Here is a 20,000-nt window from a genome sequence, read left to right on the forward strand (position 1 = left end):
ATGTTTGGAAGGCTCCCAATTTCATCAAGATCGCGAGTAGTATTCAAAGCAACGGAAGAGAGATCTTCCAGAAGAAGAGAGCATACGAGGGATCGTCAAGAGAACCGGCAACGGGACTCGTCAGGCACTCGGGAGACTGAATGCTTACAGATGAAACTGAGAAAGCTCTTGCGACGGATGTGATAACGGAACAGCACGGGAAAAGCGGGCGCAAGTTCGCAGGTCCCGACGAATTCCGGGATGACGATGTCGTGATCTGGTTTCCGAACCAGGTCTTCAAAAATCGGAATGGCAGAGGGCGATGTCTCGAAAGGGATTTCGCCCTTTCGCTTTTGGTCCTAATCCTGCTTGCAATGCGGGCAGTGGCGTGCGTGACTCAACAGAGCTTCAAATGCATTGGTGATTCGTGACTTCAGGTATCCCTCATCATCACCGCTCGAGACGCCCTTCAGCACATCACGAGAAATTCTCAGATAGTCCAACGCAAGACGATTTCCGGTATCACAGAAGTTCAACTTGTTGTCAGAGGTGATGTGGTCCTTCAGTTCCATGCGCGTCATCGTAATGCTGCCGAAATGCGAAACGCCAGTGAACTGTTCGTTCACTGGCGCCACAATTCAGTAGCCCCCCAAGTGCTACTCAATGATGGAACCGTAGCTGTTGGGCTTTCCTTTTGAAACTCCTCTTTGGTTTTCTTGCCGCATCAACTTGTAATCAGCAAATGGTTACCCGGCGAAAAAGAGCTAAAGGCTCCATCCCTATCACTTCGGTCCGTCTTCATCTTTTGGTTGATACCAGGGTTCGCGTCTCTGTGGAAACAGCCTTTCCCGTTTCGACACCAGGGAGGCCATGACTCGGCTGGCTAGGAATGTGGCATATTCGATCTCTTTATCGAGTTCGGGGTTAGAACTTGTGTTTTCAAATGTTGCCGGCCACTTCGCTGTGCGAATTGCCAAGATGAGACAGGTAGCGATCAACAGTGACGGTCCCAATTTGGGCCAATCCGTGGAAATGTTGTAGCCGCCGATCTCAGGCTCAGATGGCATGTTTTGTCTTCCGCGCCCACACTTCAAAATCGCTAGATAGTCTGCCCTTGAATATCTCCGCTGGAAGGTAGCGCCGACGCTCGCCACACAATGGACAGGTATGGATAATCCATGAGTCAGGCATCGTCTGCACCGGGGCAGCTATGTTCTCTCGACAGCGCTTATAGGTAATGACGAAATCGTAGATCTGTTGTGGAGGTCCATGGAACACGCTATCCATAATAGCGAAGAAAAGGAGAAAATAATTAAACAATATAGTGTCACACATAAGTAATTTGTATTCAGTTAGATATAGCAATATTGCCCAGTATTAGATGCAGCTCATCTCCTTGACAAGAGGTAAGCGCGTAGAGCGAAGATAAGGCGAACAAGCTTTATGCCTTCTGCCACATTATTACGTGCTCAGATCGAAGCTGCCCTGGCAGACCGAATTCCTTCAGCACTGACTCCAGCACCGCGATTGGTTAGGCCGGTTTCCTCAACGGGTGTTGAGGAAACCGACACACTCATTGGAAGTGGTTTTCCAGTCGGCGCCATCACGGAGCTGGTAGGTCCCGAATCCTCGGGCCGTACCTCGCTGGCACTCTCCTTTATTGCGCAGATGACGAAGGCAGGAAAGGTCTGCGCCTGGGTCGATGTGTCGAACACATTGCATCCCGAATCTGCCGCAGCTTCGGGTATTGATCTGTCACGGCTTCTCTGGGTCCGATGTGGCGTAGAATAACAGCGTCAGTTCAATCGACACATGCCTTCAGTCTTCCTGACAAATACCTGATTCCACCATCAATCAAGAAAGGTTTGCACGGTGGCGGATTCGGCACTCACCCGCGCAATGAAGTCAAAGGCCTCTCCAGCGCAGTCAGTGATTTATTGCAATCGCAAACCCTGGCTCCACGTTGCGCGGAACCGCAGCGTAAGGAAAGACCTGAAACGGTAGTTTTCGAACCGTGTGCGAAGACACGAATGCCAAAACAAGGCGCAAGATTGCTTCCTTTGAGCAAGCCTTTATCTCGCATCGATCAGGCACTCCGAGTGACCGATCTTCTCCTGCAGGCCGGAGGCTTCAGTGCGGTTGTGCTGGATATGGGCAGCATCGCCCCTGAGCATACTTCGCGCGTTCCATTGGCAACGTGGTTTCGCTATCGAGCCGCGGCTGAGCAAACGCAGGCAAGCATCGTCCTTCTTACGCAACACTCCTGCGCGAAGAGCAGCGGAGAACTTTTGCTGCGATTCCAACCTGGGATGGCGCGCCGTGATGAACCCACGGTATGCACTGGCATCACGCATTCACTGGAATTGACACGCCGGCGCTTCTCGCAAACTCCGACGAATGTACTTCCTCTACGCAAGCCCCCTCAGAGAGAAACGGTCGCGAACTGGCGCAGCCGGACCACATGGGCAGGTGGAGCATGACAAAGCATGCTGAACTGTATGCCTGCCTCTATGCCAGGGAATTTCCCGCGCAGGCGCTCCTGCGCTTGAAACCGGATCTTACTGGAAAACCATGTGTCGTCATGGCCGGCGATCCGCCATTGCAGCAGGTATGTTCGCTGAACAAGAACGCGCATACACTCGGGGTTGCTTACGGCATGACCCAGGTTGAGGTAGATACCTTTCCCTCTGCAATTGTCCTCGAGCGTTCCCTGAATACTGAAGAGCTAACCAGAACGATTCTCCTTGAGTGCGCAGGCGGATTCTCGCCCCGAGTGGAAGATTGCAGCATCGATGGCACTTTCCTTTGCGTTATTGATATCGCCGGAACAAGAAGTTTGTTCGGGCCGCCCGAACCTCTGGCACAGAATCTCCTTACCCGCGTGAAAACGCTGGGAGTATCAGCCTGCATAGCTGTCAGCAGCAACTTTCATGCAGCGATTGCAATCGCCAAAGGTTTATCCGCCAAACGCGCTATCAAGGTTGTTCCTAACGGCGAAGAATGCGCAGCGCTTGCGGGACTCCCACTCCATGTCCTCGATCTCACGGAAAAGCAGGCCGAGACTTTCTCCTTGTGGGGAATTCATACCTTGGGAATGCTTGCGGCATTGCCTGAGAAAGAGCTGATCTCACGCATGGGCCAAGCTGGCAAACGTCTTCGTCAGCTGGCCTGTGGCGAGTTGTCCCATTTGTTTCAACCAGTCGAGCCTGTCTTCACTCTCGAAGAACAGATGGAGCTTGATTCTCCGGTCGAATTGCTCGATGCCTTGCTCTTTGTCGTGAATGTAATGCTGGAGCAGCTCATCTTTCGCGCCACTGCGCGCATCCTTGCACTCGCGTCCGTGACGATTGTGCTGAAGCTCGAAGCTGGCAGAACTCATTCGCGCACGGTTCGGCCTGCCAAGCCAACCAACGATAAACAGTCCTGGATCAAACTGCTGCATCTCGATCTCGAAGCTCATCCGCCATCAGCAGCAATCCTTGCGCTGACTCTAACAGCAGAATCCGGCCGCACGAGCAAAGTGCAACTTGGATTGTTTTCCCCGCAGCTGCCGGAACCATCACGGTTGGATGTAACACTCGCGCGTATTCGCGCCATCGTTGGTGACGAAAACGTCGGGCAGGCAGTACTCGACGACACGCATGCCGCGGAAGGGTTTCACCTCGAACCGTTCACGGTTCCAACCACTACACCTGTAGAGACAGCAAAGACCGGGTTATCTTCCGCGCTGCGTCAGCTTCGTCCTGCAGAGCCCGTTGCCGTCACGCTGCAGACTGGATCTCCGAAATCATTTACTTTTCGCGAGCGCCGATATCTGGTGGAACGGGCCTATGGTCCATGGCTGACTGCGGGCGAATGGTGGAATCCCTCGCTCTGGGACTGCGAACACTGGGACCTGATCGCACGCTCCCACGATGGTTTAATGCTTAGCTGCTGTCTCGTACACGACCTTATGCAGGAACAGTGGCAGATGGTCGCTTTGTATGACTGGCAGTATGTCGAGCTGCATGCAAATAGCGCTTTCAGCTTTCTGCAAGCTGCTTCGTCGCCGGAGAATCTGGTGGAACGCGCCATCGAGCTCAACATGCCGGCAATGGCGCTGCTCGATCACAATGGTATCTATGGCTCGGCACGATTCCACACCAGCGCAAAACTAAATGGTCTCAAGGCGCATGTCGGAGCCGAAGTCGCGGTTTCGAGTTTCGGACTACGCCTCAAGCCACCGCCATGGTTGCCGAACCAATTTCCAGATGAGCCAGCACGCCTGCCTCTGCTCTGTGAATCGCGCGAAGGTTATCAGAATCTCTGTCAGCTCATCACGCAGTTCAAAATGCGTGAGAGCACCAAGAATGATGGTGCGGCAACTACCGATGACCTGAAGCAATACTCATCCGGGCTGGTCTGCCTCACAGGTGGAGATGAAGGACCACTGGCAGCTGCATTGGCTCGTGGCGGCGAAGAAGCCGGGCGCGCGACGGTCGAAAATCTCACCCGCATCTTCGGTTACAACAATGTCTATGTCAAACTGCAAAGGCATCAGGAGCGTGCCGAGGAATGGCGGAATCAAACTGCGATTCGCATTGCCCGGTCTCTGAATCTTCCGATCATCGCAACCAATGGCGTTAAGTATGCGGCCAGGTATGACCGTGAGATTCAGGACCTTTTTACTGCCATCCATCATCACGTGCCGCTCGATCAGGCCGGACGTCTGCTCGCCGTCAACAGTGAGCGCTATCTGCGAACTGCTAGCAAAATGGTGGCGCCCTTTCATGACTTTCCAGAAGCAGTCGAGCGGACGGCTGATCTTTCCTCCCGCTTGAAATTTGAACTCGACGATCTCGGCTACCAATTCCCGCACTATCCCGTGCCCGACGGGGAAACGATGGACAGCTTTCTGCGCAAACGCGTCGCCGATGGTATTCAGCATCGCTACGGGCAAAAGAATCGCTCACTCTTCGAACGTGCGAAAAAGCAGGTCGAACATGAGCTGGCGCTGATCAAGAAGCTCGGTTTTGCCGGATACTTTCTCATCGTCTGGGACATCGTCGCGTACTGCAAGCGTAACGGCATTCTGGTCCAGGGACGCGGCAGTGCCGCCAATTCGGCTGTTTGCTACGCACTCGAAATTACCGCCGTTGACCCCATCGGGATGGACCTGCTCTTTGAACGTTTTCTGAGCGAGAGCAGAGGTGAGTGGCCAGACATCGATCTTGACCTGCCATCCGGTGACAAACGCGAGCAGACAATTCAGTACGTTTATCAGAGATACGGCGAACTTGGCGCGCCCATGACCGCCAATGTAAGCACCTATCGGCAGAAATCTGCGGCACGTGAAGTTGGTAAAGCACTCGGTTTCGATGAGGAATCTTTAGGGCGGTTATCGAAGCTGGCCGGTCAATGGGAGTGGCGCGGCAAGACCGACGCGATGGCGCATTCGTTCATGAATGCAGGCTTCGATATTCAACATCCACGCGTCGCCAAATACCTTGAGCTTTCCATGCGGATACAGGACTTGCCGCGCAATCTCTCGCAGCATTCCGGCGGCATGGTGATCTGCCAGGGACAGTTGAATCGCGTCGTGCCACTTGAACGCGCCCGCATGGATGGACGCTCAGTCGTTCAGTGGGACAAGGAAGACTGCGCCTGTCTCGGCCTGATCAAGGTCGATCTACTCGGCCTCGGCATGATGGCGGTGCTACACGACTGCCTCGAATTGATGCCGCGCTACTACGGGGAGACTGTTGACCTGGCGAACCTGCCTCAGGATGAGGAAGTCTATCGCGTACTGCAGGAGGCCGACACTGTCGGCATGTTTCAGGTCGAGAGCCGCGCACAGATGGCGTCGCTGCCGCTCAATCATCCAAAGAACTTTTACGACCTGGTGGTTCAGGTCGCCATTATTCGACCTGGCCCCATCGTCGGCGAAATGATGCACCCCTACATGCGACGACGACAAGGCCGCGAAGAGATCACCTATCCCCATCTATTACTCGAACCTGTGCTGAAGCGAACGCTGGGCGTGCCTCTGTTCCAAGAGCAGCTGCTCCGGATGGCAATGATCATCGCCGATTTCACAGGCGCAGAAGCGGAAGAACTCCGTCGCGCTGTGGGCATGCGCCGTTCGTGGGAGCGCATGAAGAATCTCGAAGGAAAGTTTCGCGCTGGCATGACCGCCAAGGACATCGATGTTGCCACGCAGGACCGGATCATTCAGCAGATCAGTTCGTTTGCCTTATACGGGTTCCCAGAATCGCACGCTGCCAGCTTTGCATTGATTGCCTATGCCTCTGCTTACTTCAAGGTCAAATATCCGGCTGCGTTTATGTGTGCCATCCTCAACAATCAGCCGATGGGCTTCTACTCGCCGGCGGTGCTGGTCAAAGATGCGCAGCGCCATCGTCTGCGAATTAAGCCCATCGATATTCAAGCTTCCGATTGGTCTTGTGCGATCGAGCGAGAACAGGATGGGACATTGTCCGTACGCCTGGGACTTAGTTACGTCAAAGGGCTGCGCAAAACGTCAGGGGAGGCGCTCGTCAAATCACGGGCGGAAGAAGGCCACTTCCGCTCGGCCGAAGATCTCGCCAGGCGCTTTACACCATTGACGGAAGAAGAGCTGCGAACGCTGGCAAGGATTGGAGCGCTCAACAGAATCGATGGTATCGAGCATCGGCGCGATGCTTTGTGGCAGGTAGAACGAGCCGGTAAGCCTGAAGGGCCACTCTTCGGTCGACGTAGTGAATGGCTGCATGAGAAATTCGAATCACATCCGCTCATCCAGATGACAACGGAAGAACGTCTTGTTGCGGACTATGCGGGTACCGGCATCACCACTGGGAAGCACCCTATGTATTACCGTCGAGCTGAACTTCGAGAACAGGGTGTTCTTTCTGCTGAGGAATTACGCACATGCCGGGATGGTGAATTCGTGCGTATGGCTGGTTGTGTGATTACCAGACAGAGACCTGGAACTGCAAAGGGAGTCATTTTTATGACTCTTGAAGATGAGACAAACATCTCTAATGTGATCGTTATGCCTGACATCTATGATCAGAACCGACTTCTGGTTACCCGCAGCAAATTCCTTCTCGTCGAAGGCATTCTTCAGAATCGGGACAACGTAGTCCATGTGAGATCGACTCGGCTGATGGAACTGGCGGATCACGCACTGGCAATGCAATCGCATTATTTCCATTAGCTCCAGCAATCCACTCGGAGATCCCCCTTTCTGGACGAATCTAAAGTCAACACTGTCGACTTAGGCCCAGGGATGAGAATCTCTTGTGCTCTTTGGCGCGCGTTGCGTAAACTGGCTCTCTCACAGTCCGGCATACGAAAAAGGCTTTTTTGTATCGTTGTCATACTGCTCATGTTCTCGAGCCGTGGCGTCTTATGTGGTTCATTGAGAAAATCGAGATTACTGGTGGCTTCCTCCCCGGTTTGACGATCAATCTGCCCCAAGGCTTGACGTGCATCATTGGGCCGCGTGGGAGTGGAAAGTCAACACTCGCTGAAGCACTCAGATTTGCGGTCTGCGGCACGAAGGCTGCACCGAAACAAAGCCTTGAACTCGTCCAGGCCAACTTCGCTGGCGGGGCTCTCGTAACGATTACCGCGTTAGCTGAAGGTGCGAACCGGTACACGATCAAAAGGGGCCTAAAGCAACAACCGGTTCTTCTGTCGCCGGACGGAAGGACGATCAACACGGTTGATATCGATCGAGGTACGTTTCTACAGCTGGACGCCTATAGCAGTCCTGAAATTGAAGCAATTGCAGATGAAGTCCTGGGCCAAAAGCGTAGAAACCTGTTAGACGAGCTGCGCAGCGAGCAAATGCAAGCGATTCACTTAGCGCTTGCCGAGAGCGCACGTACGCTGGATGCGAATGCCGATCGTATTCGGGCCACAGAACGCTCGATCCAGGACCTCACAGAACAAGCTGAAGAACTCGGGGACGTCCGTGCGCGGCTCAATGCTCTTGCACCGTCAGATCATGAACCGACCCCGGACTTTATCCGTATTTCGCGCCAGCAGCAGCTCAATCAACGCGAAATCAGCAAATTGGATGCAACAGATCGAGATATCAAAAACTTAGACCGAACCCTCGAACAGCTGAAAAAGGAGGCGAGACTCATATTCAAGGCGCGTCTCGTGGAAGAGGATTCCGCGAATGCAGAAATTCTCCGCCACTATGACGATTTGCTGGAGACGGCCTTAAGAACCGCTGAAGAGCATGTCTCGGCGATCAATAGTCAGATTCGCGAAGCCCGGGACATTCTAGCGCAGGCCCGCCAAAGCATTTCCCAAGCCCACACCGGTCACGCCAGCGAGTTGGCCAGGCTAACAGCGATCAACCAAGCGGCCAGCGAGCAAGCCCGGGAGCGGGCCACACTTGAGCAGCAACTTGCCAGACTTCATGACTTAGAGGAACGCGCTCAGAACTGAACGTAGAGTTGAAGACGCTGCTTGATGAACGCAAGGCGCTCAAGACGAAGCACATTCTCATGGCGATCAAATTTCGACCATACGCGAGGAAGTCGCATCGGAACTTCAGCGCGAAGCCGGCAAACGCGTGCGCATACGAATCATGCGAAACGCAGATTATTTGGCTTACCAGCAGATGCTGTGGAAGGGCTGCGTGGTGCGAGGGTTCGGAATCACGAAGAGATCATCACCACACTCATGCAGCTGAGACCGGAGCAACTTGCCCAGCTCGTTCAAGCCAACGACGTGGATGGATTCGAGGAGCTAACGTCTTTCGGCGGTGAACGTTCACGCAAGATCCTTGATGCATTCCGGGAGACTGTCGACCCGCTGGCTCTCGAAGTGATCGCAATCGAAGATCGAGTCGGAATCGAGTTAAATGTCTCATCTACGGGAAAGGCTAACTGTCGAACAGAAGCAAAGTGGGCTGTTCCCGCACGGCCAGCCCAATCGGCCCATTTGGTGAATGGCTAGTTGGTAGCAATTTGGCAGCAAATAGCGCCCAGAATACCGGTTTTTACCCTCTCTTCCGATCTTTCTAAGCATCATGTCCCAGACAGGAGTGGCCCATTCTTCTTGCTGGAGGGAAACAGAAAATCATTCGGTCGATTTGTAGAAAGTGAAACGCTTCCATTCCTCCAAAGCCGCTGCCATGACAACATGCAGTGGAAGCGGCTTGACCTTCCCGGAGTCTTGCACCACTCACCACGGACGCAGGATTTATTGATTCGAATCTCTAGTGAGTCAAATTAATGTCCTCCCATTTGAGCGCGATGAGTTCCGAGGGCCGCAGGCCGGTCGTCCTTAACATCTCGACAAGCGCGCACCTCAGGTCTTAACCTCGATTTGTTGGTTCACCTTAGTCATCCATTCATACGATCACTTGGGCCGGCCTCTTCTTTGAAGACACCACTGCTGTTTCTTCAGGAGCTAGCTGTCAACGGTGAAGCGCGTCTGCTGATCGCGTGATTACATATCTGCCCATGTGGAAGCGCTATACCAAACATCAATTCGTCATCTGCCCGGGGCCTTAGCCCTTCGAGCCCGCTATTGTTTGAATTGATACAAAGACTATTGTGACAACCCATTCGGTGGGCAACCTGGACAATGAATTTTAAATTCGCCCGACGGGGCAACACCGAGACAGAACGGTCCGGAGGACTTGCGGGTACCGTCTGTTCTGATTTGCTCAACCTTGTAGTCGAATTGACCAGCAACATTGAGTGTGAGCACCACAGGTCTGCCATTTTCTCCGCTAAACTTCGCGCCATCCTCATTATTGAAAGGGTTGGCACCTCTGAAGCTTACGTGAAACCTGGGGTAGTTAGGCGTACTTGATTGCCATGTCGCCGTGCCGCCAACCTCGCCATGAAGACTCATCGATGGCTGATCGGGATCCGGCAAGTTAAAAACTACATTAATGGGCTTAGGAGAACTCGTATTGGTTGCCATATTGATCTCGCTTTCTTGGGAAGACGCTAAATTTGTTTTCAGGTCTTGGGGTAGTCGATCAGGCATCTTGAGCCTTCCCACATCTTGCCCCCAGACAAAGCGCTAATAATTCAGAATATGTACGACTCTCACGAATTGTTCATCTGGTCTCCTTCCAAACCTATAGCCTCTTCAAGGAAGCACATTAGCTTCCGTCAAACGTCGCCGTCCTTCGGATTGGTTGCTCTTGACTGCACCATCTGCCGGTAACGCGCATCTTTGCGCAGTGCTTGCATATCGGGGAATGGCGTAATCTGCCATGCGCTCGCGCCTTTTTGAAAACAAGCCGCAAGGGTAGACAGCGCTTCATCGCGTCTGCCGATTTGCTCAAGAATCCTTGCCTTGTAGAGTTGTGAATCCATATCTCCCGCCCCCAACGACTCGGCCTTCTGAATCAAGGAGAGAGCGTTCTGTGAATCCCCCAATTTGACACGGTAAAGTGCCAGTAGCATCCAACTCGGGCCATCGGTCTGGTCTGTTTGCAAATGACGCTCGGCCTCTTTTGCAGCCCGCAGATAAGCACTCCGTGCTTCATCCTGACGCTTGGGTAAAGAAGAGTAGCAATCTCCAAGTTCTAACCAGTTTGCATCGTTGCCGGGGTCTATCTGGACTGCCCGCAGTGCATACGGCAGGGCATCTTTGTATTTGCCCTGGTACCGGAGTGCAAGAGAGATGTTTACGACGGCGTAATCAGCATTTGGGGCGAGTGCCAGACTTTTCTTCAAGCTCTCAGTGGCAGCAGCGAAGTCGCCCGTCTGCAGATACGCTGTACCGAGGCTGCTTAGTGCCAGGGCACTCCCAGGTGCGGCAGTGGTCGCATCGCGGAAGGCTTGAATCGCCTCTCGGAACCTTCCCTGTTCCTGAAGAAAAGTCCCAAATTCGTTGTAGATCACCCAGGAATTCGGTCTCTCATCCAGAACGCGTCGGTAGGTTTTCTCTGCGTCGGACCAGCGATTCAACCGCTCATAGATCTCAGCCTGCCACAACAGTGCCTTTGGATCTGACGGATCAAGCGTGAGCGCCTTCGCTATCTCGTCCAATGCACCTTGCTTATCTCCCGTATATTCCAGAACCAATGACCGGGCCAGATGACCTTCTACAAGTCCGGGCTCCAACGCTAGTGCACGGTCGCAGTTTCCCCGAGCCAGTTCGAGTGCGCTAGGGTTGCGCTGAATCCAGTATTGGCGGAAGTAAGCCTGCGCCAGCTTTGCGTGAGCCATCGCATATCGCGGGTCCAGATCCAAAGCTTCCTTATATTTCTCAATCGCATTATTGAGTCCTGCATCATTAGGTTGCTTCCTCATTGTTTCGGCCTGCTGGAAGACGGCAAAAGCGGCTGTTGACTGCGTCCCCGGCTCGGTTCGGTCGCTGCTCTTCTTTAGATACTGAGTGAGGTTCAATAGTGATGTCGCTGCCTCTACAGCCCTGGCCGGCAGTTCTGTGATTTCCGCCATCGCGCATGCAAGTGTCTTCTGTCTGAGCGGACGGCCTGTGACTGGATCCAGCAAACGCAGGATCAGTTCGAAGTGCCTCGACCCCATTATCCCTGATGCGGCTAGTGCCAAGTTAGCTCCCAGAGGGTCGCAGACCGTCTTCAAATCCTCAGCTTTGGTAATATCGCTGTTCACATCCTCAGGAGAGATCACAAAAAGATCCCGATCAAACGCCTCCGCGCGGACAAGTTCGCTCTTAATGGCATTGAGAACTCCTGTCAACATAGGAGTCACATGAACATCAGAAGTATTCGGCCAGTTCAGTAGAGCCACGAAACGTTTCCGAGGCAGCGGATGCAAAAAGTCTTCGATTTTTTCCCAATCCCACCAGGCAGCCCCTCCAGCCAGGCAGACGGCCGAGATCGAAGCGCCCACAAAATGGCGCCGACTCCACAATGAGTTCGCTCGACCGTGTGAGGTTTTCTCACCCATAGCACTTAATGCTCGATCGAAAGCTTGACATCTCCGCTTGGGATCCTCACTGAGACATTCTGTTATCAGTCGAGAACAGAACGCAGGCACCTCTGCAGACTTTAGTTGCGGGCTGACGGCAATGGAGGAATTATCCCGATCCGCTGCCGGCTTTTGTCCCGTAAAAACTTCGTGCAATACCACTCCTAAAGCGAAGAGGTCGCTGGCTTGAGTGGGTGGCCGTCCTAGAAACAACTCGGGAGCCATGTAGGCGGGGGTTCCAACTACTGTCCATCTACCAGGCAATGTCGTTTCGGTTTCAAATGCCCTGGCCAATCCAAAGTCAGTGATCCATAGCCGCACATCTCGACCACTTCCGTCGAGCATGATGTTGTTTGGCTTGATGTCCCGGTGGATGATGCCCGCAGCGTGGATGGCTGCAACACCTGCAACCAGCTGTTCGAGGATTGCGGCTGCTTCTTCGGCAAAGATGGTGCCAGTCCGGTTGAATCGAGCAGCGAGGGTTTCACCTGGCAACAGCTTCATCGTCAGGAACAAAAGATTGGGCGGTTCATCGCAATGAAAAATATCGTAAATCGGGCATAGATTCGGATGGACCACCTCCCGCGCAAGCATGACTTCACGTTCAAATCGTTGATTCAGTGCTGGGTCGTCTGCCATGTGAGGAAGAATTGTCTTCAGCGCCACACGAACACCCTGCAAGAATCGGTCCTCCACCTCGTAGACTTCGCCCATCCCACCCTTTGCAATAAAGCGAATAACCACAAATCGGCTGATTAGCTCTTGACCCGTTGGCAATGTGCCCACGGCTGCCTGCGTTGAAGAAGCATCCTTATTGCCTAGAGAGTTGGGTGTTTCGGCAATGGAAGCTCCATTCATCATCTCTTTGTGAAAAAAATCGAACGGTGGATGTAAGAGAAAGCTACCCGCCTGTGCATCTTGAGCCAGCAGGTCTTCAACCATTCGCTTTAATTCTTGATCTCCACGGCATGCCTGACGGAGAAAGGTGGAGCGCTCCGCCGGCTCGAGTGCTAGCGCGGCCTCAAACAATTGCTCCGCTTGCTCTCGTCGGCTTGCCATGAAGTCCCCACTTACAACATTGAGATTTGACCTGATCTTTTGCTATTGGCTGTGCATGCCTGGGATGAGATGAATTGCATGCACAGTGCTATCAATTCTTGGGACCCGCCAAAGAAGTAATCCTACGAATTGAGTTCGCGATTCGTAAAGTAATCAAACTGACATCGGCTTTTTGGGGGAGCGTGGCAAGATATTACTCCAATAACTAATGCACTGATAGTAGATTTTCCATCGCAATGAATCACGAACTCTAAAATCGAGGCCCGGAGCTCTCCGGGCCTGCAAGAACAGCTCACCACCTGTTACTTAAGCGCAACCATGGTCTGTTCAGCTCCATGAAGCCGAGCTTCCTGGGAGCGAACACTCTTTTCCAGTTTTGAAGTAGGAATTTCTACGTTCATCTGAGCAGACAAGCAAAGAATCTTGCTCAGAAAGTACTGGTCGCCATACTTGTTGAAGACCAGTTCACTATTGCCTGCCTTTGCATCGGAGGCATACACATTGCTTAAGATCGCGATGCGTTGCTGCGTGTTCCGAATCTCTACGTAGTGCAGGTCCATGCCGGAACTGATCAGGTAAGTTCCGGAGGGGAGCAACTTACCACTAACAGTGAACTCGAAGGGAATCGTTGCCTGGGCAACATGATCTTGCGCCGATGCGTGGCCCGCCGCGACAAGGCTTGCCAGGAAGAGAGCGATTGCGTTGATGTGTTTCATGACCAATCTCCTTTCACCATAGGCGGCAGCATCCTTCTAACCGCCTTCATCTCTAAGAGCGGAATTTGAGCATGAAAAGGGCAACAGCTTCTCCTTGCGCCAGGTTGGAACTAGTCTCGCAGTGGAAAGGGACTTGCAGTCTGAAGCACGCCAAGCTTAGGCTGTTAAGTTCAGCGTCCCGGATCCCTAGGTCCACATAACGGTTACCTCGACATAGGGCTACCTATGCGATCAAGCTGGAGGCTAATTCCAATGCACGCAGTTCAAGGTCAAGCCACTTTGCTATTGCAGGCTATGAAGAACGGAGATGAGTCTGCGGCGGAGAAGCTATTGCCTCTCGTCTATAAGGAGCTTCATCGATTAGCCAGCTCATATATGCGACGGGAGCGACCTGATCATACCTTGCAGGCGACAGCTCTGATCAATGAGGCCTATTTGCGTCTAGTGAATAATGAGATCGACTGGCAGGGGCGCCAGCATTTCATCGTGGTTGCCGCAAATGTCATGCGTCGCGTGTTAGTCGACCACGCACGAGCACACCACGCCGAAAGGAGGGGCGGTCAACTTCAGCGCGTTGAGTTGAAGGAGGAACTTGCGATCTCCGAGAAACGTTCAAGTGAAGTACTTGCCTTGCATGAAGCCCTTAATCACCTTGACGAATTGAACCCGAGGCAAGCAAAAGTCGTCGAGCTGCGTTATTTCGGTGGACTGTCCATAGAGGAGATAGGAAATATTTTGAACATATCAGAGCGATCCGTGAAAAGGGACTGGGCATTGGCCAGGATCTGGCTCTTCAAAGAAATACAGAAGCTTCCTGCTTAGGGTCCAGATGCACATCTGCTCTGACTTCATTTTCTCAGCGAAAGATGCTGCGTCATATCCCATATCTTATGGATTTAGTAGTAGGGTTGAGGCTTAACCTCTTCCCGGCTTGATCCGTTTCCTGCGCACGAAAGTGCGCGAGATTCAAAATACTTCGCCGCCTTGCAGGCATGGTTATTCAACAGTCAGTACTGCGGTTTTCGTTACCACAGCTCCGGCAACGATAGTTGCGGTCCGCGCCGGTCCCGTCCGCGCAGCAGAGGTCTTGATGAGGAATGTCGCCTGAGTACAACCTGCGTTGACGGTAACGCTGGGACTGACGCTGGCAGTCGTCGATTTGGCGATTCGCGGAATAATACCGGGACCGCCGCCGGAATCCAAGGCGGCGATGCCAACCAAGGTGGGCGTAGAGACCGCTGCTTCCAGAGTGACTGTTCCCTCGCTGGTGTCACCGCCTGTCACTGTGGAGGGATTCAACGAAAGGCTCTTCAGGATGCCGGCTTCAACAGTCGGTTTCACTTCCAGGGTGGCCGATACCGTGATTCCACCCAGGCTGGCGCAGATCACAACGCTGGCGGTCTTGAAAACGCCGCCGATAAACGGCGTGTTGACAACAAAAGTCACCTTCTGGCTATTCGCGGGTATGGTGACCTTGGGCGGTACGGTGGCGAAACTCGGATCTAACGAGAGTGTTGTCACATTCAGACTGATAGGCGCAAAGGGTGCGTCCAATTTCACCGTCGCACGTGCGATTTCTCCAGCAGCCACCGACGCTGGCAACAAAGTAAGGCTCACTAGACGAGGTAAGGGAAAGAGATTATCGCCTGTAGGCTGATAGGCGAGAATCGGCAATTCGGGAAAATACAAGTCGAGAAGGTCGGTAAACGTGGTCCAACCGTTCGGCTGTCCTGTGAGGTTCTCATAAGTATTCCCAAGTGTGAGGCTGGCCTTCGCAATGATCTCTTCGAGTGAGTGTCCAAGCTGGGACAAAAGGTAATAGATAAAGAGAATCCCACACCCGAACGAAACGGGATTCGAATCTGTAATATCGTCTTTGTCGACGAAATTAGGCCGGTGTGAATCGAGCACCGGAATTGCCTGGACAAAGGATATGTTCAGGTAGTTCATCCATCGAGATATCCCGGGGCTCAGGCCCGCATCAATATAACCTTTGGGGCGCACCACAGCTGCGCAGACTCTTGAAAGCGCCTCCCCCATGCTGTCGCCGGGATCCCAAGTCGGCTTCCCGGTGATTTGGTTGCGAAAGTCCATCAGCACTTCAGCCATCTCGGCTACAAAAATCGCGCGGACGGCTTCATCTGCAGTCGGCTGGCCAGCAAAGGGAACGATTTGGATCTTGGTGGTGCCGTCGTTGTGGAAACCTTCGTTGAAGCCAAGATATTTCGGCGCGATGCTGCTGTCTATGCTGACATTTACGCGATTCGTAGAGCCGAACCCCCCATTTACACCGAACAAAGTTTCCAGTGTTGTCAGATCTGCCTCGCACGTCGCTGCAAGCGCCGCAGTCCGCCGGAATGCCTCACCGAACCCAGCGGGATTCAAAGGGCTGTCGGCAATCTCATAAACAAAATTTTCTGTCAGTGCGACGGGAATGCCCATTGCCGATCCTTCCTTTCACGATTTGGCTTGCCGTTTGGCAAGAGGCCTTTCAACCTGTACCTGAGTGCCCATCAGAATTTGCACTTGCAGAACTCGAATCACCCGACTTGTTAAAAGAAAGCTCCGCAAAAGATTTATTTGCTTCTCTGAACTCCGTTGGGGCGGTGCCCTCTTGCGTCTCCCTTAGGGAACCCCAGTTTGCTCCAGGGTCCTCCTGGCGATTCCTGGTGGGAGTGAATCAGCGCGTTGTCGATTCCTCGTGCAAACACTTCAAGGCGCCCATCCGCATTTTGTCCGGCAGCCATGAATCCACCTCCTCTGTTCGTTCGACAACGACTCAAACCTGCTCCGGAGCTATTGAAAGCCGCCGCAAAGTACAAATACGTAAATGCTCCCCTCTTGCGCACCACCGTTGAATCCGTCGACCAGCCAAACACCTGGCCTTGACCCCAAAATGGGGTCGAAGCCTCCCGGAGCGTTCGTTGCTATCTCAAAATTGAAGTCCAGAGACTTCTGGAAGCCGCCGGAAAGCAGAATTGGATAGGCGGGATCCGTACAGGAGCGATTGTCACCAAAGAAACCTCCGGGCTGGACAATGAAAGGTCCGTCTACAAAAATCTTCGTGACGAGAGTCCCGATCCCGCCTGCTGGTCCTTGCGGCCCCGCAGGCCCTTGTGGTCCGGCCGGTCCGAAAGGCCCCATTGATCCCGGAGGCCCCGCTGGCCCAGCCAGCCCTTGCGGTCCCTGCGCACCGGCAGGTCCGTTCAGTGCAATCAGCAACTCAGGCTCGTGGCTGGTAAAGTCGGATTCTTTGGAATCAAATGTGAACTGTCCTTGTGTGCCGGTCAGGGAGAGCGCGAGACCATTGTTCGCGGTCTGGCCGCCAAACCATCTCTGCACCAGGCTTGTCACATCCAGCAGGATGAAATGGGCATTGCTGGACGCGGCAACTGCAACAGGATTTCCGCCGGTCGCCGAGGCTCCAAGAGGCGGCGCACTTTTCGCCGTAAGCCCGCTTTCAGTCCACGCCGAATCGATCTCGTAGGCATCGAAGCTGCCCGCCTGCTGGACCGAGTCAACATAGAGACGCAGAGTTGCCTTGGCCACAGTGGCGTTTGCCGGCAATGCGGCGAGGTTAAACTTCAGGTAAGTAGTTGCATCTTTCTCGACCAGAAGCAAGGGCCAACTTCCGAAGTTCGCCCCCTGCTGGCTTGAAAAGGTGAAGGTATCAGCCGCGGGCGGCGCCTGGGCAACCGCAATACCTCCTAACGCCAAAACCATGCACATAAGCGCAGTGGAGCGAATCATTGTTCTTCTCCTCGTGCTGATTTGGTTCGTCCTCCAACCCAACATCGGCAGTGTCCGCTTTCTTAGTCCAAGGGGTACGCTGAGTCCATTGACTGCGTCTGAATTCTGCCTGACTTGTTAACAGAAAGCTCTGCAATGATTTATCCGTTTCTCTGAACGCAGCTTGTGCGGTAAGATACGGTCTCTCCCGGGAGGAAAGTATGAAAGCTCCCGCTAACTCTGGCCGTCGCATCAGCACCGGGCTCTTTGAAGTTGACCTGGCATCGGGTGAGGTACTGCGGCAGGGCCGGAGAGTGCCCCTTCAGGACCAGCCATTCAGGGTGCTTGCTCTGCTGCTGGAGCATTCCGGTCAGATCGTCACCCGTGAGCAAATACAGATCACGCTCTGGCCCGCAGATACCTATGTCGGCTTTGACGAAGGGCTGAATACAGCGATCAGAAAACTGCGCATTCTTTTCGGCGACTCAGCCGACAACCCGCGATTCATCGAAACCATTCCGCGACGCGGGTATCGCTTCATCGCTCCGGTGACCGAGCTGCCCGTGAGGAATGGGATTCGGGAGCATTCAGCCACAAATATCCACTCCGAAAACACAGAAATCACGGCCGGGGTGAATGGGAGCGTGGAGACGGCTCGCGCACCTTCATCCTCGCGTCGGACCTGGATATGGACGCTTTCGATTGCTTTAACAATCCTGTTCCTGCTCGGAGCGGCCATCTGGTATACCCAGCCGCGTATCCCGACAGTGATCAATTCAGTCCGAATCACCAATGACGGAAAAGCGAAAAATCCTCTGTATGCGCCGGTCACGGACGGCGCCCGCCTCTATTTCATCGAAGGAAAGCCCTGGACAACTGGCTCCCGGATCGCGCAACTGTCGCAGGCCGGAGGCGAGACTACATGGATTTTGACCACCCTTCGGGAAGTTGGCGCCGTCCACGACATCTCCCCCAACCGTTCGGAGTTGCTGGTCACGAACGGGGACAGCGTGTCTTCTCTGTCCGAACTATGGGTGCAGCCGCTGCCTGTGGGTACCCCTCGTCGCATTGGAAAGCTTCTCGTGTCAGCGGCCTGTTGGACACCGGACGGAACGCACATTGTTTATGCGGACGGAAACGCAATCACAATGGCAAATAAGGATGGGAGTGAGCCGCGCGAACTGGCGAAAGTTGCGGGTAATGTGCTCTCGCTTCGGTTTTCGCCGGATGGTCGCCGGATGCGCTTTGATGTCCTACATCAGGAAATGGATTCCAGCTCTATCTGGGAAATGGACGCGAACGGAAGGAAACTTCACCCGCTGTTTCCGAACCAGCAACTACCTCCATACCAGTGCTGCGGAAACTGGTCACCGGATGGCGATTATTACTATTTTCAGGCGGGTCGAGGCACCGATCAGGCCATCTGGGTGATGTCCGAGCGCCGATCTGTCTTTCGCAGAACGGGTACTGCTCCAAGGCTTTTGGCATCCGGGCCTTTGCGTTTCAGCGCTCCTCTCCCCAGCCCCGACGGAAAACGCCTTTTTGTGCTCGGCGAAGAGCCTCGCGTCGAGCTATTCCGTTATGACGAGCGCACTCGACGATTCGATCCGTATCTCCCGGGCCTCTCCGCTGGTCCAGTGGATTTCTCGCCCGATGGAAAGTGGATTGCCTATGTTACGTACCCGGATGGGACGCTTTGGCGCAGCCGAGTGGATGGTAGCGAGAAGACGCAACTCACGTTTCCTCCGGTGAGAGCCTATGGACCGCGCTGGTCTCCTGACAGTTCCAGGATCGCATTTTCGGATGACCGGTTCTACCGCCCCTGGAAGGTTGCCCTGATTTCATCGTCGGGTGGAAGCCCACAGGTGCTTGTAGATCCAAAAAACAATGACGTCGAAGGAGACCCAACCTGGTCACCCGATGGCGAGTCCATCATTTTTCATAAACGGGACGGCATGGACATGGACAGGAGCGCTATTTACCGGCTCGATTTGAAGACCGGGAACGTTTCAGCTATTCCCGGCTCTGATGGACTTTATTCGCCCCGAGTATCTCCCAACGGGCTATATATCGCCGCTCTTAGCAATGATTCCACAAAGCTGATGTTATTCGATACAGCTACGAATCACTGGTCGATGCTGGCGGAATCGGAACATATCGGATACAACGAATGGTCGCGCGACGGCAATTACGTCTATGTGCGCACGAATCCGCAAGAACTCATAAGAGTAAACATCAAAGACCGTGCAGTAGAATCCGTCCTGAGCTTTAGGGATTTCCCTCAGTCCGGCGATATCTACGCCGGTTGGGTCGGGCTCACCCCCGATGGCGCGCCACTCCTGATGCGCGACCGCAGCGTCCAGGAAATCTACGGGCTTGACCTTCTCTTTCACTGAACCTTCAATGACGATACGCAAAATGAAATGGGGTGAATTGTAACTCGGCCAACGCAATCAATGCTGTTACCAAAACCCACACTTTTAAGGATCAGCGGGGCGTTGATGTTCCGGCTGTTGAATTGCGGTGCTCGTGCCTACTTGCGAGACCACCCGGTCTAATCTCGGTCCAGGACCGGACATCGCAGTAATTCATCACC

At 53.7% G+C, this 20,000-nt stretch carries 14 protein-coding genes; 7 read left to right on the plus strand and 7 right to left on the minus strand.

All coding sequences use genetic code 11. The features are described 5' to 3' along the window. Nucleotides 1-338: 338 nt before the first annotated feature. Together VEV40_RS17715 and VEV40_RS17720 are read right to left on the minus strand one after the other, a co-directional pair. On the minus strand, nucleotides 339-614 hold the full coding sequence (locus VEV40_RS17715; protein WP_324834247.1) for a hypothetical protein: 276 nt from the start codon (nucleotides 612-614) through the stop codon (nucleotides 339-341). Between the two features lie 147 nt (nucleotides 615-761). Further along, nucleotides 762-1,046 carry a hypothetical protein gene (locus tag VEV40_RS17720; protein WP_324834249.1) on the minus strand — a complete coding sequence of 95 codons (285 nt, stop codon included), beginning with the start codon at nucleotides 1,044-1,046 and terminating at the stop codon, nucleotides 762-764. A gap of 376 nt (nucleotides 1,047-1,422) precedes the next feature. On the opposite strand from VEV40_RS17720, the gene VEV40_RS17725 reads away from it, so the two are divergent. The 5 genes from VEV40_RS17725 (at nucleotide 1,423) to VEV40_RS17745 (ending at nucleotide 8,937) form a co-directional block, all read left to right on the plus strand. Then, on the plus strand, nucleotides 1,423-1,770 hold the full coding sequence (locus VEV40_RS17725) for an ATPase domain-containing protein (RefSeq protein ID WP_324834250.1): 348 nt from the start codon (nucleotides 1,423-1,425) through the stop codon (nucleotides 1,768-1,770). A 308-nt stretch (nucleotides 1,771-2,078) separates the two neighbouring features. Next, the gene (locus VEV40_RS17730) at nucleotides 2,079-2,459 is read left to right on the plus strand and encodes a hypothetical protein (protein ID WP_324834251.1); all 381 of its coding nucleotides are present in this window, start codon (nucleotides 2,079-2,081) and stop codon (nucleotides 2,457-2,459) included. Then, nucleotides 2,456-7,177 carry an error-prone DNA polymerase gene (locus VEV40_RS17735; protein ID WP_324834252.1) on the plus strand — a complete coding sequence of 1,574 codons (4,722 nt, stop codon included), beginning with the start codon at nucleotides 2,456-2,458 and terminating at the stop codon, nucleotides 7,175-7,177. Before VEV40_RS17730 ends, VEV40_RS17735 begins: the two co-directional genes overlap by 4 nt. 194 nt (nucleotides 7,178-7,371) lie before the next feature. Further along, nucleotides 7,372-8,424 carry an AAA family ATPase gene (locus VEV40_RS17740; protein ID WP_324834254.1) on the plus strand — a complete coding sequence of 351 codons (1,053 nt, stop codon included), beginning with the start codon at nucleotides 7,372-7,374 and terminating at the stop codon, nucleotides 8,422-8,424. 237 nt (nucleotides 8,425-8,661) lie between these two features. After that, nucleotides 8,662-8,937 (plus strand): hypothetical protein, encoded by a 276-nt coding sequence (locus tag VEV40_RS17745; protein WP_324834256.1) that lies wholly within the window; start codon nucleotides 8,662-8,664, stop codon nucleotides 8,935-8,937. Between the two features lie 597 nt (nucleotides 8,938-9,534). Here the strand turns inward: VEV40_RS17745 and VEV40_RS17750 are convergent. The 3 genes from VEV40_RS17750 to VEV40_RS17760 form a co-directional block, all read right to left on the minus strand. Continuing rightward, a complete protein-coding gene (locus tag VEV40_RS17750; protein WP_324834258.1) occupies nucleotides 9,535-9,981 on the minus strand; it encodes a hypothetical protein in 447 nt (148 codons plus the stop codon). Between the two features lie 128 nt (nucleotides 9,982-10,109). Continuing rightward, complete coding sequence (locus tag VEV40_RS17755) at nucleotides 10,110-12,842, minus strand: protein kinase domain-containing protein (RefSeq protein ID WP_324834260.1); 2,733 nt, start codon at nucleotides 12,840-12,842, stop codon at nucleotides 10,110-10,112. Between the two features lie 419 nt (nucleotides 12,843-13,261). Further along, nucleotides 13,262-13,675, minus strand: coding sequence for a hypothetical protein (locus tag VEV40_RS17760; protein WP_324834261.1), 414 nt, complete (start codon nucleotides 13,673-13,675; stop codon nucleotides 13,262-13,264). Between the two features lie 252 nt (nucleotides 13,676-13,927). Here VEV40_RS17760 and VEV40_RS17765 point away from each other — a divergent pair, with 252 nt between their 5' ends. Then, nucleotides 13,928-14,497, plus strand: coding sequence for a sigma-70 family RNA polymerase sigma factor (locus VEV40_RS17765; RefSeq protein WP_324834262.1), 570 nt, complete (start codon nucleotides 13,928-13,930; stop codon nucleotides 14,495-14,497). Nucleotides 14,498-14,671: 174 nt separating this feature from the next. Here the strand turns inward: VEV40_RS17765 and VEV40_RS17770 are convergent, their stop codons facing one another. Together VEV40_RS17770 and VEV40_RS17775 are read right to left on the minus strand one after the other, a co-directional pair. Further along, nucleotides 14,672-16,117, minus strand: coding sequence for a hypothetical protein (locus VEV40_RS17770; protein WP_324834264.1), 1,446 nt, complete (start codon nucleotides 16,115-16,117; stop codon nucleotides 14,672-14,674). A gap of 354 nt (nucleotides 16,118-16,471) precedes the next feature. Then, complete coding sequence (locus VEV40_RS17775; protein ID WP_324834266.1) at nucleotides 16,472-17,425, minus strand: DNRLRE domain-containing protein; 954 nt, start codon at nucleotides 17,423-17,425, stop codon at nucleotides 16,472-16,474. A gap of 200 nt (nucleotides 17,426-17,625) precedes the next feature. Between VEV40_RS17775 and VEV40_RS17780 the strand changes: the two genes are divergently transcribed. Beyond that, nucleotides 17,626-19,800, plus strand: a complete 2,175-nt coding sequence (locus VEV40_RS17780) for a winged helix-turn-helix domain-containing protein (RefSeq protein ID WP_324834268.1) — start codon at nucleotides 17,626-17,628, stop codon at nucleotides 19,798-19,800. Nucleotides 19,801-20,000 lie beyond the last annotated feature (200 nt).

It is taken from the genome of Alloacidobacterium sp. (assembly GCF_035631355.1).
Classification (GTDB): Bacteria; Acidobacteriota; Terriglobia; order Terriglobales; family Acidobacteriaceae; genus Alloacidobacterium.

Coding starts and splice junctions, on each gene's coding strand:
- VEV40_RS17720 (WP_324834249.1), bottom strand. CDS start 1,046: ATGCCATCTGAGCCTGAGATCGGCGGCTACAACATTTCCACGGATTGG.
- VEV40_RS17725 (WP_324834250.1), top strand. CDS start 1,423: ATGCCTTCTGCCACATTATTACGTGCTCAGATCGAAGCTGCCCTGGCA.
- VEV40_RS17735 (WP_324834252.1), top strand. CDS start 2,456: ATGACAAAGCATGCTGAACTGTATGCCTGCCTCTATGCCAGGGAATTT.
- VEV40_RS17740 (WP_324834254.1), top strand. CDS start 7,372: ATGTGGTTCATTGAGAAAATCGAGATTACTGGTGGCTTCCTCCCCGGT.
- VEV40_RS17745 (WP_324834256.1), top strand. CDS start 8,662: ATGCAGCTGAGACCGGAGCAACTTGCCCAGCTCGTTCAAGCCAACGAC.
- VEV40_RS17750 (WP_324834258.1), bottom strand. CDS start 9,981: ATGCCTGATCGACTACCCCAAGACCTGAAAACAAATTTAGCGTCTTCC.
- VEV40_RS17755 (WP_324834260.1), bottom strand. CDS start 12,842: ATGGTTGAAGACCTGCTGGCTCAAGATGCACAGGCGGGTAGCTTTCTC.
- VEV40_RS17760 (WP_324834261.1), bottom strand. CDS start 13,675: ATGAAACACATCAACGCAATCGCTCTCTTCCTGGCAAGCCTTGTCGCG.
- VEV40_RS17765 (WP_324834262.1), top strand. CDS start 13,928: ATGCACGCAGTTCAAGGTCAAGCCACTTTGCTATTGCAGGCTATGAAG.
- VEV40_RS17770 (WP_324834264.1), bottom strand. CDS start 16,117: ATGGGCATTCCCGTCGCACTGACAGAAAATTTTGTTTATGAGATTGCC.
- VEV40_RS17775 (WP_324834266.1), bottom strand. CDS start 17,425: ATGATTCGCTCCACTGCGCTTATGTGCATGGTTTTGGCGTTAGGAGGT.
- VEV40_RS17780 (WP_324834268.1), top strand. CDS start 17,626: ATGAAAGCTCCCGCTAACTCTGGCCGTCGCATCAGCACCGGGCTCTTT.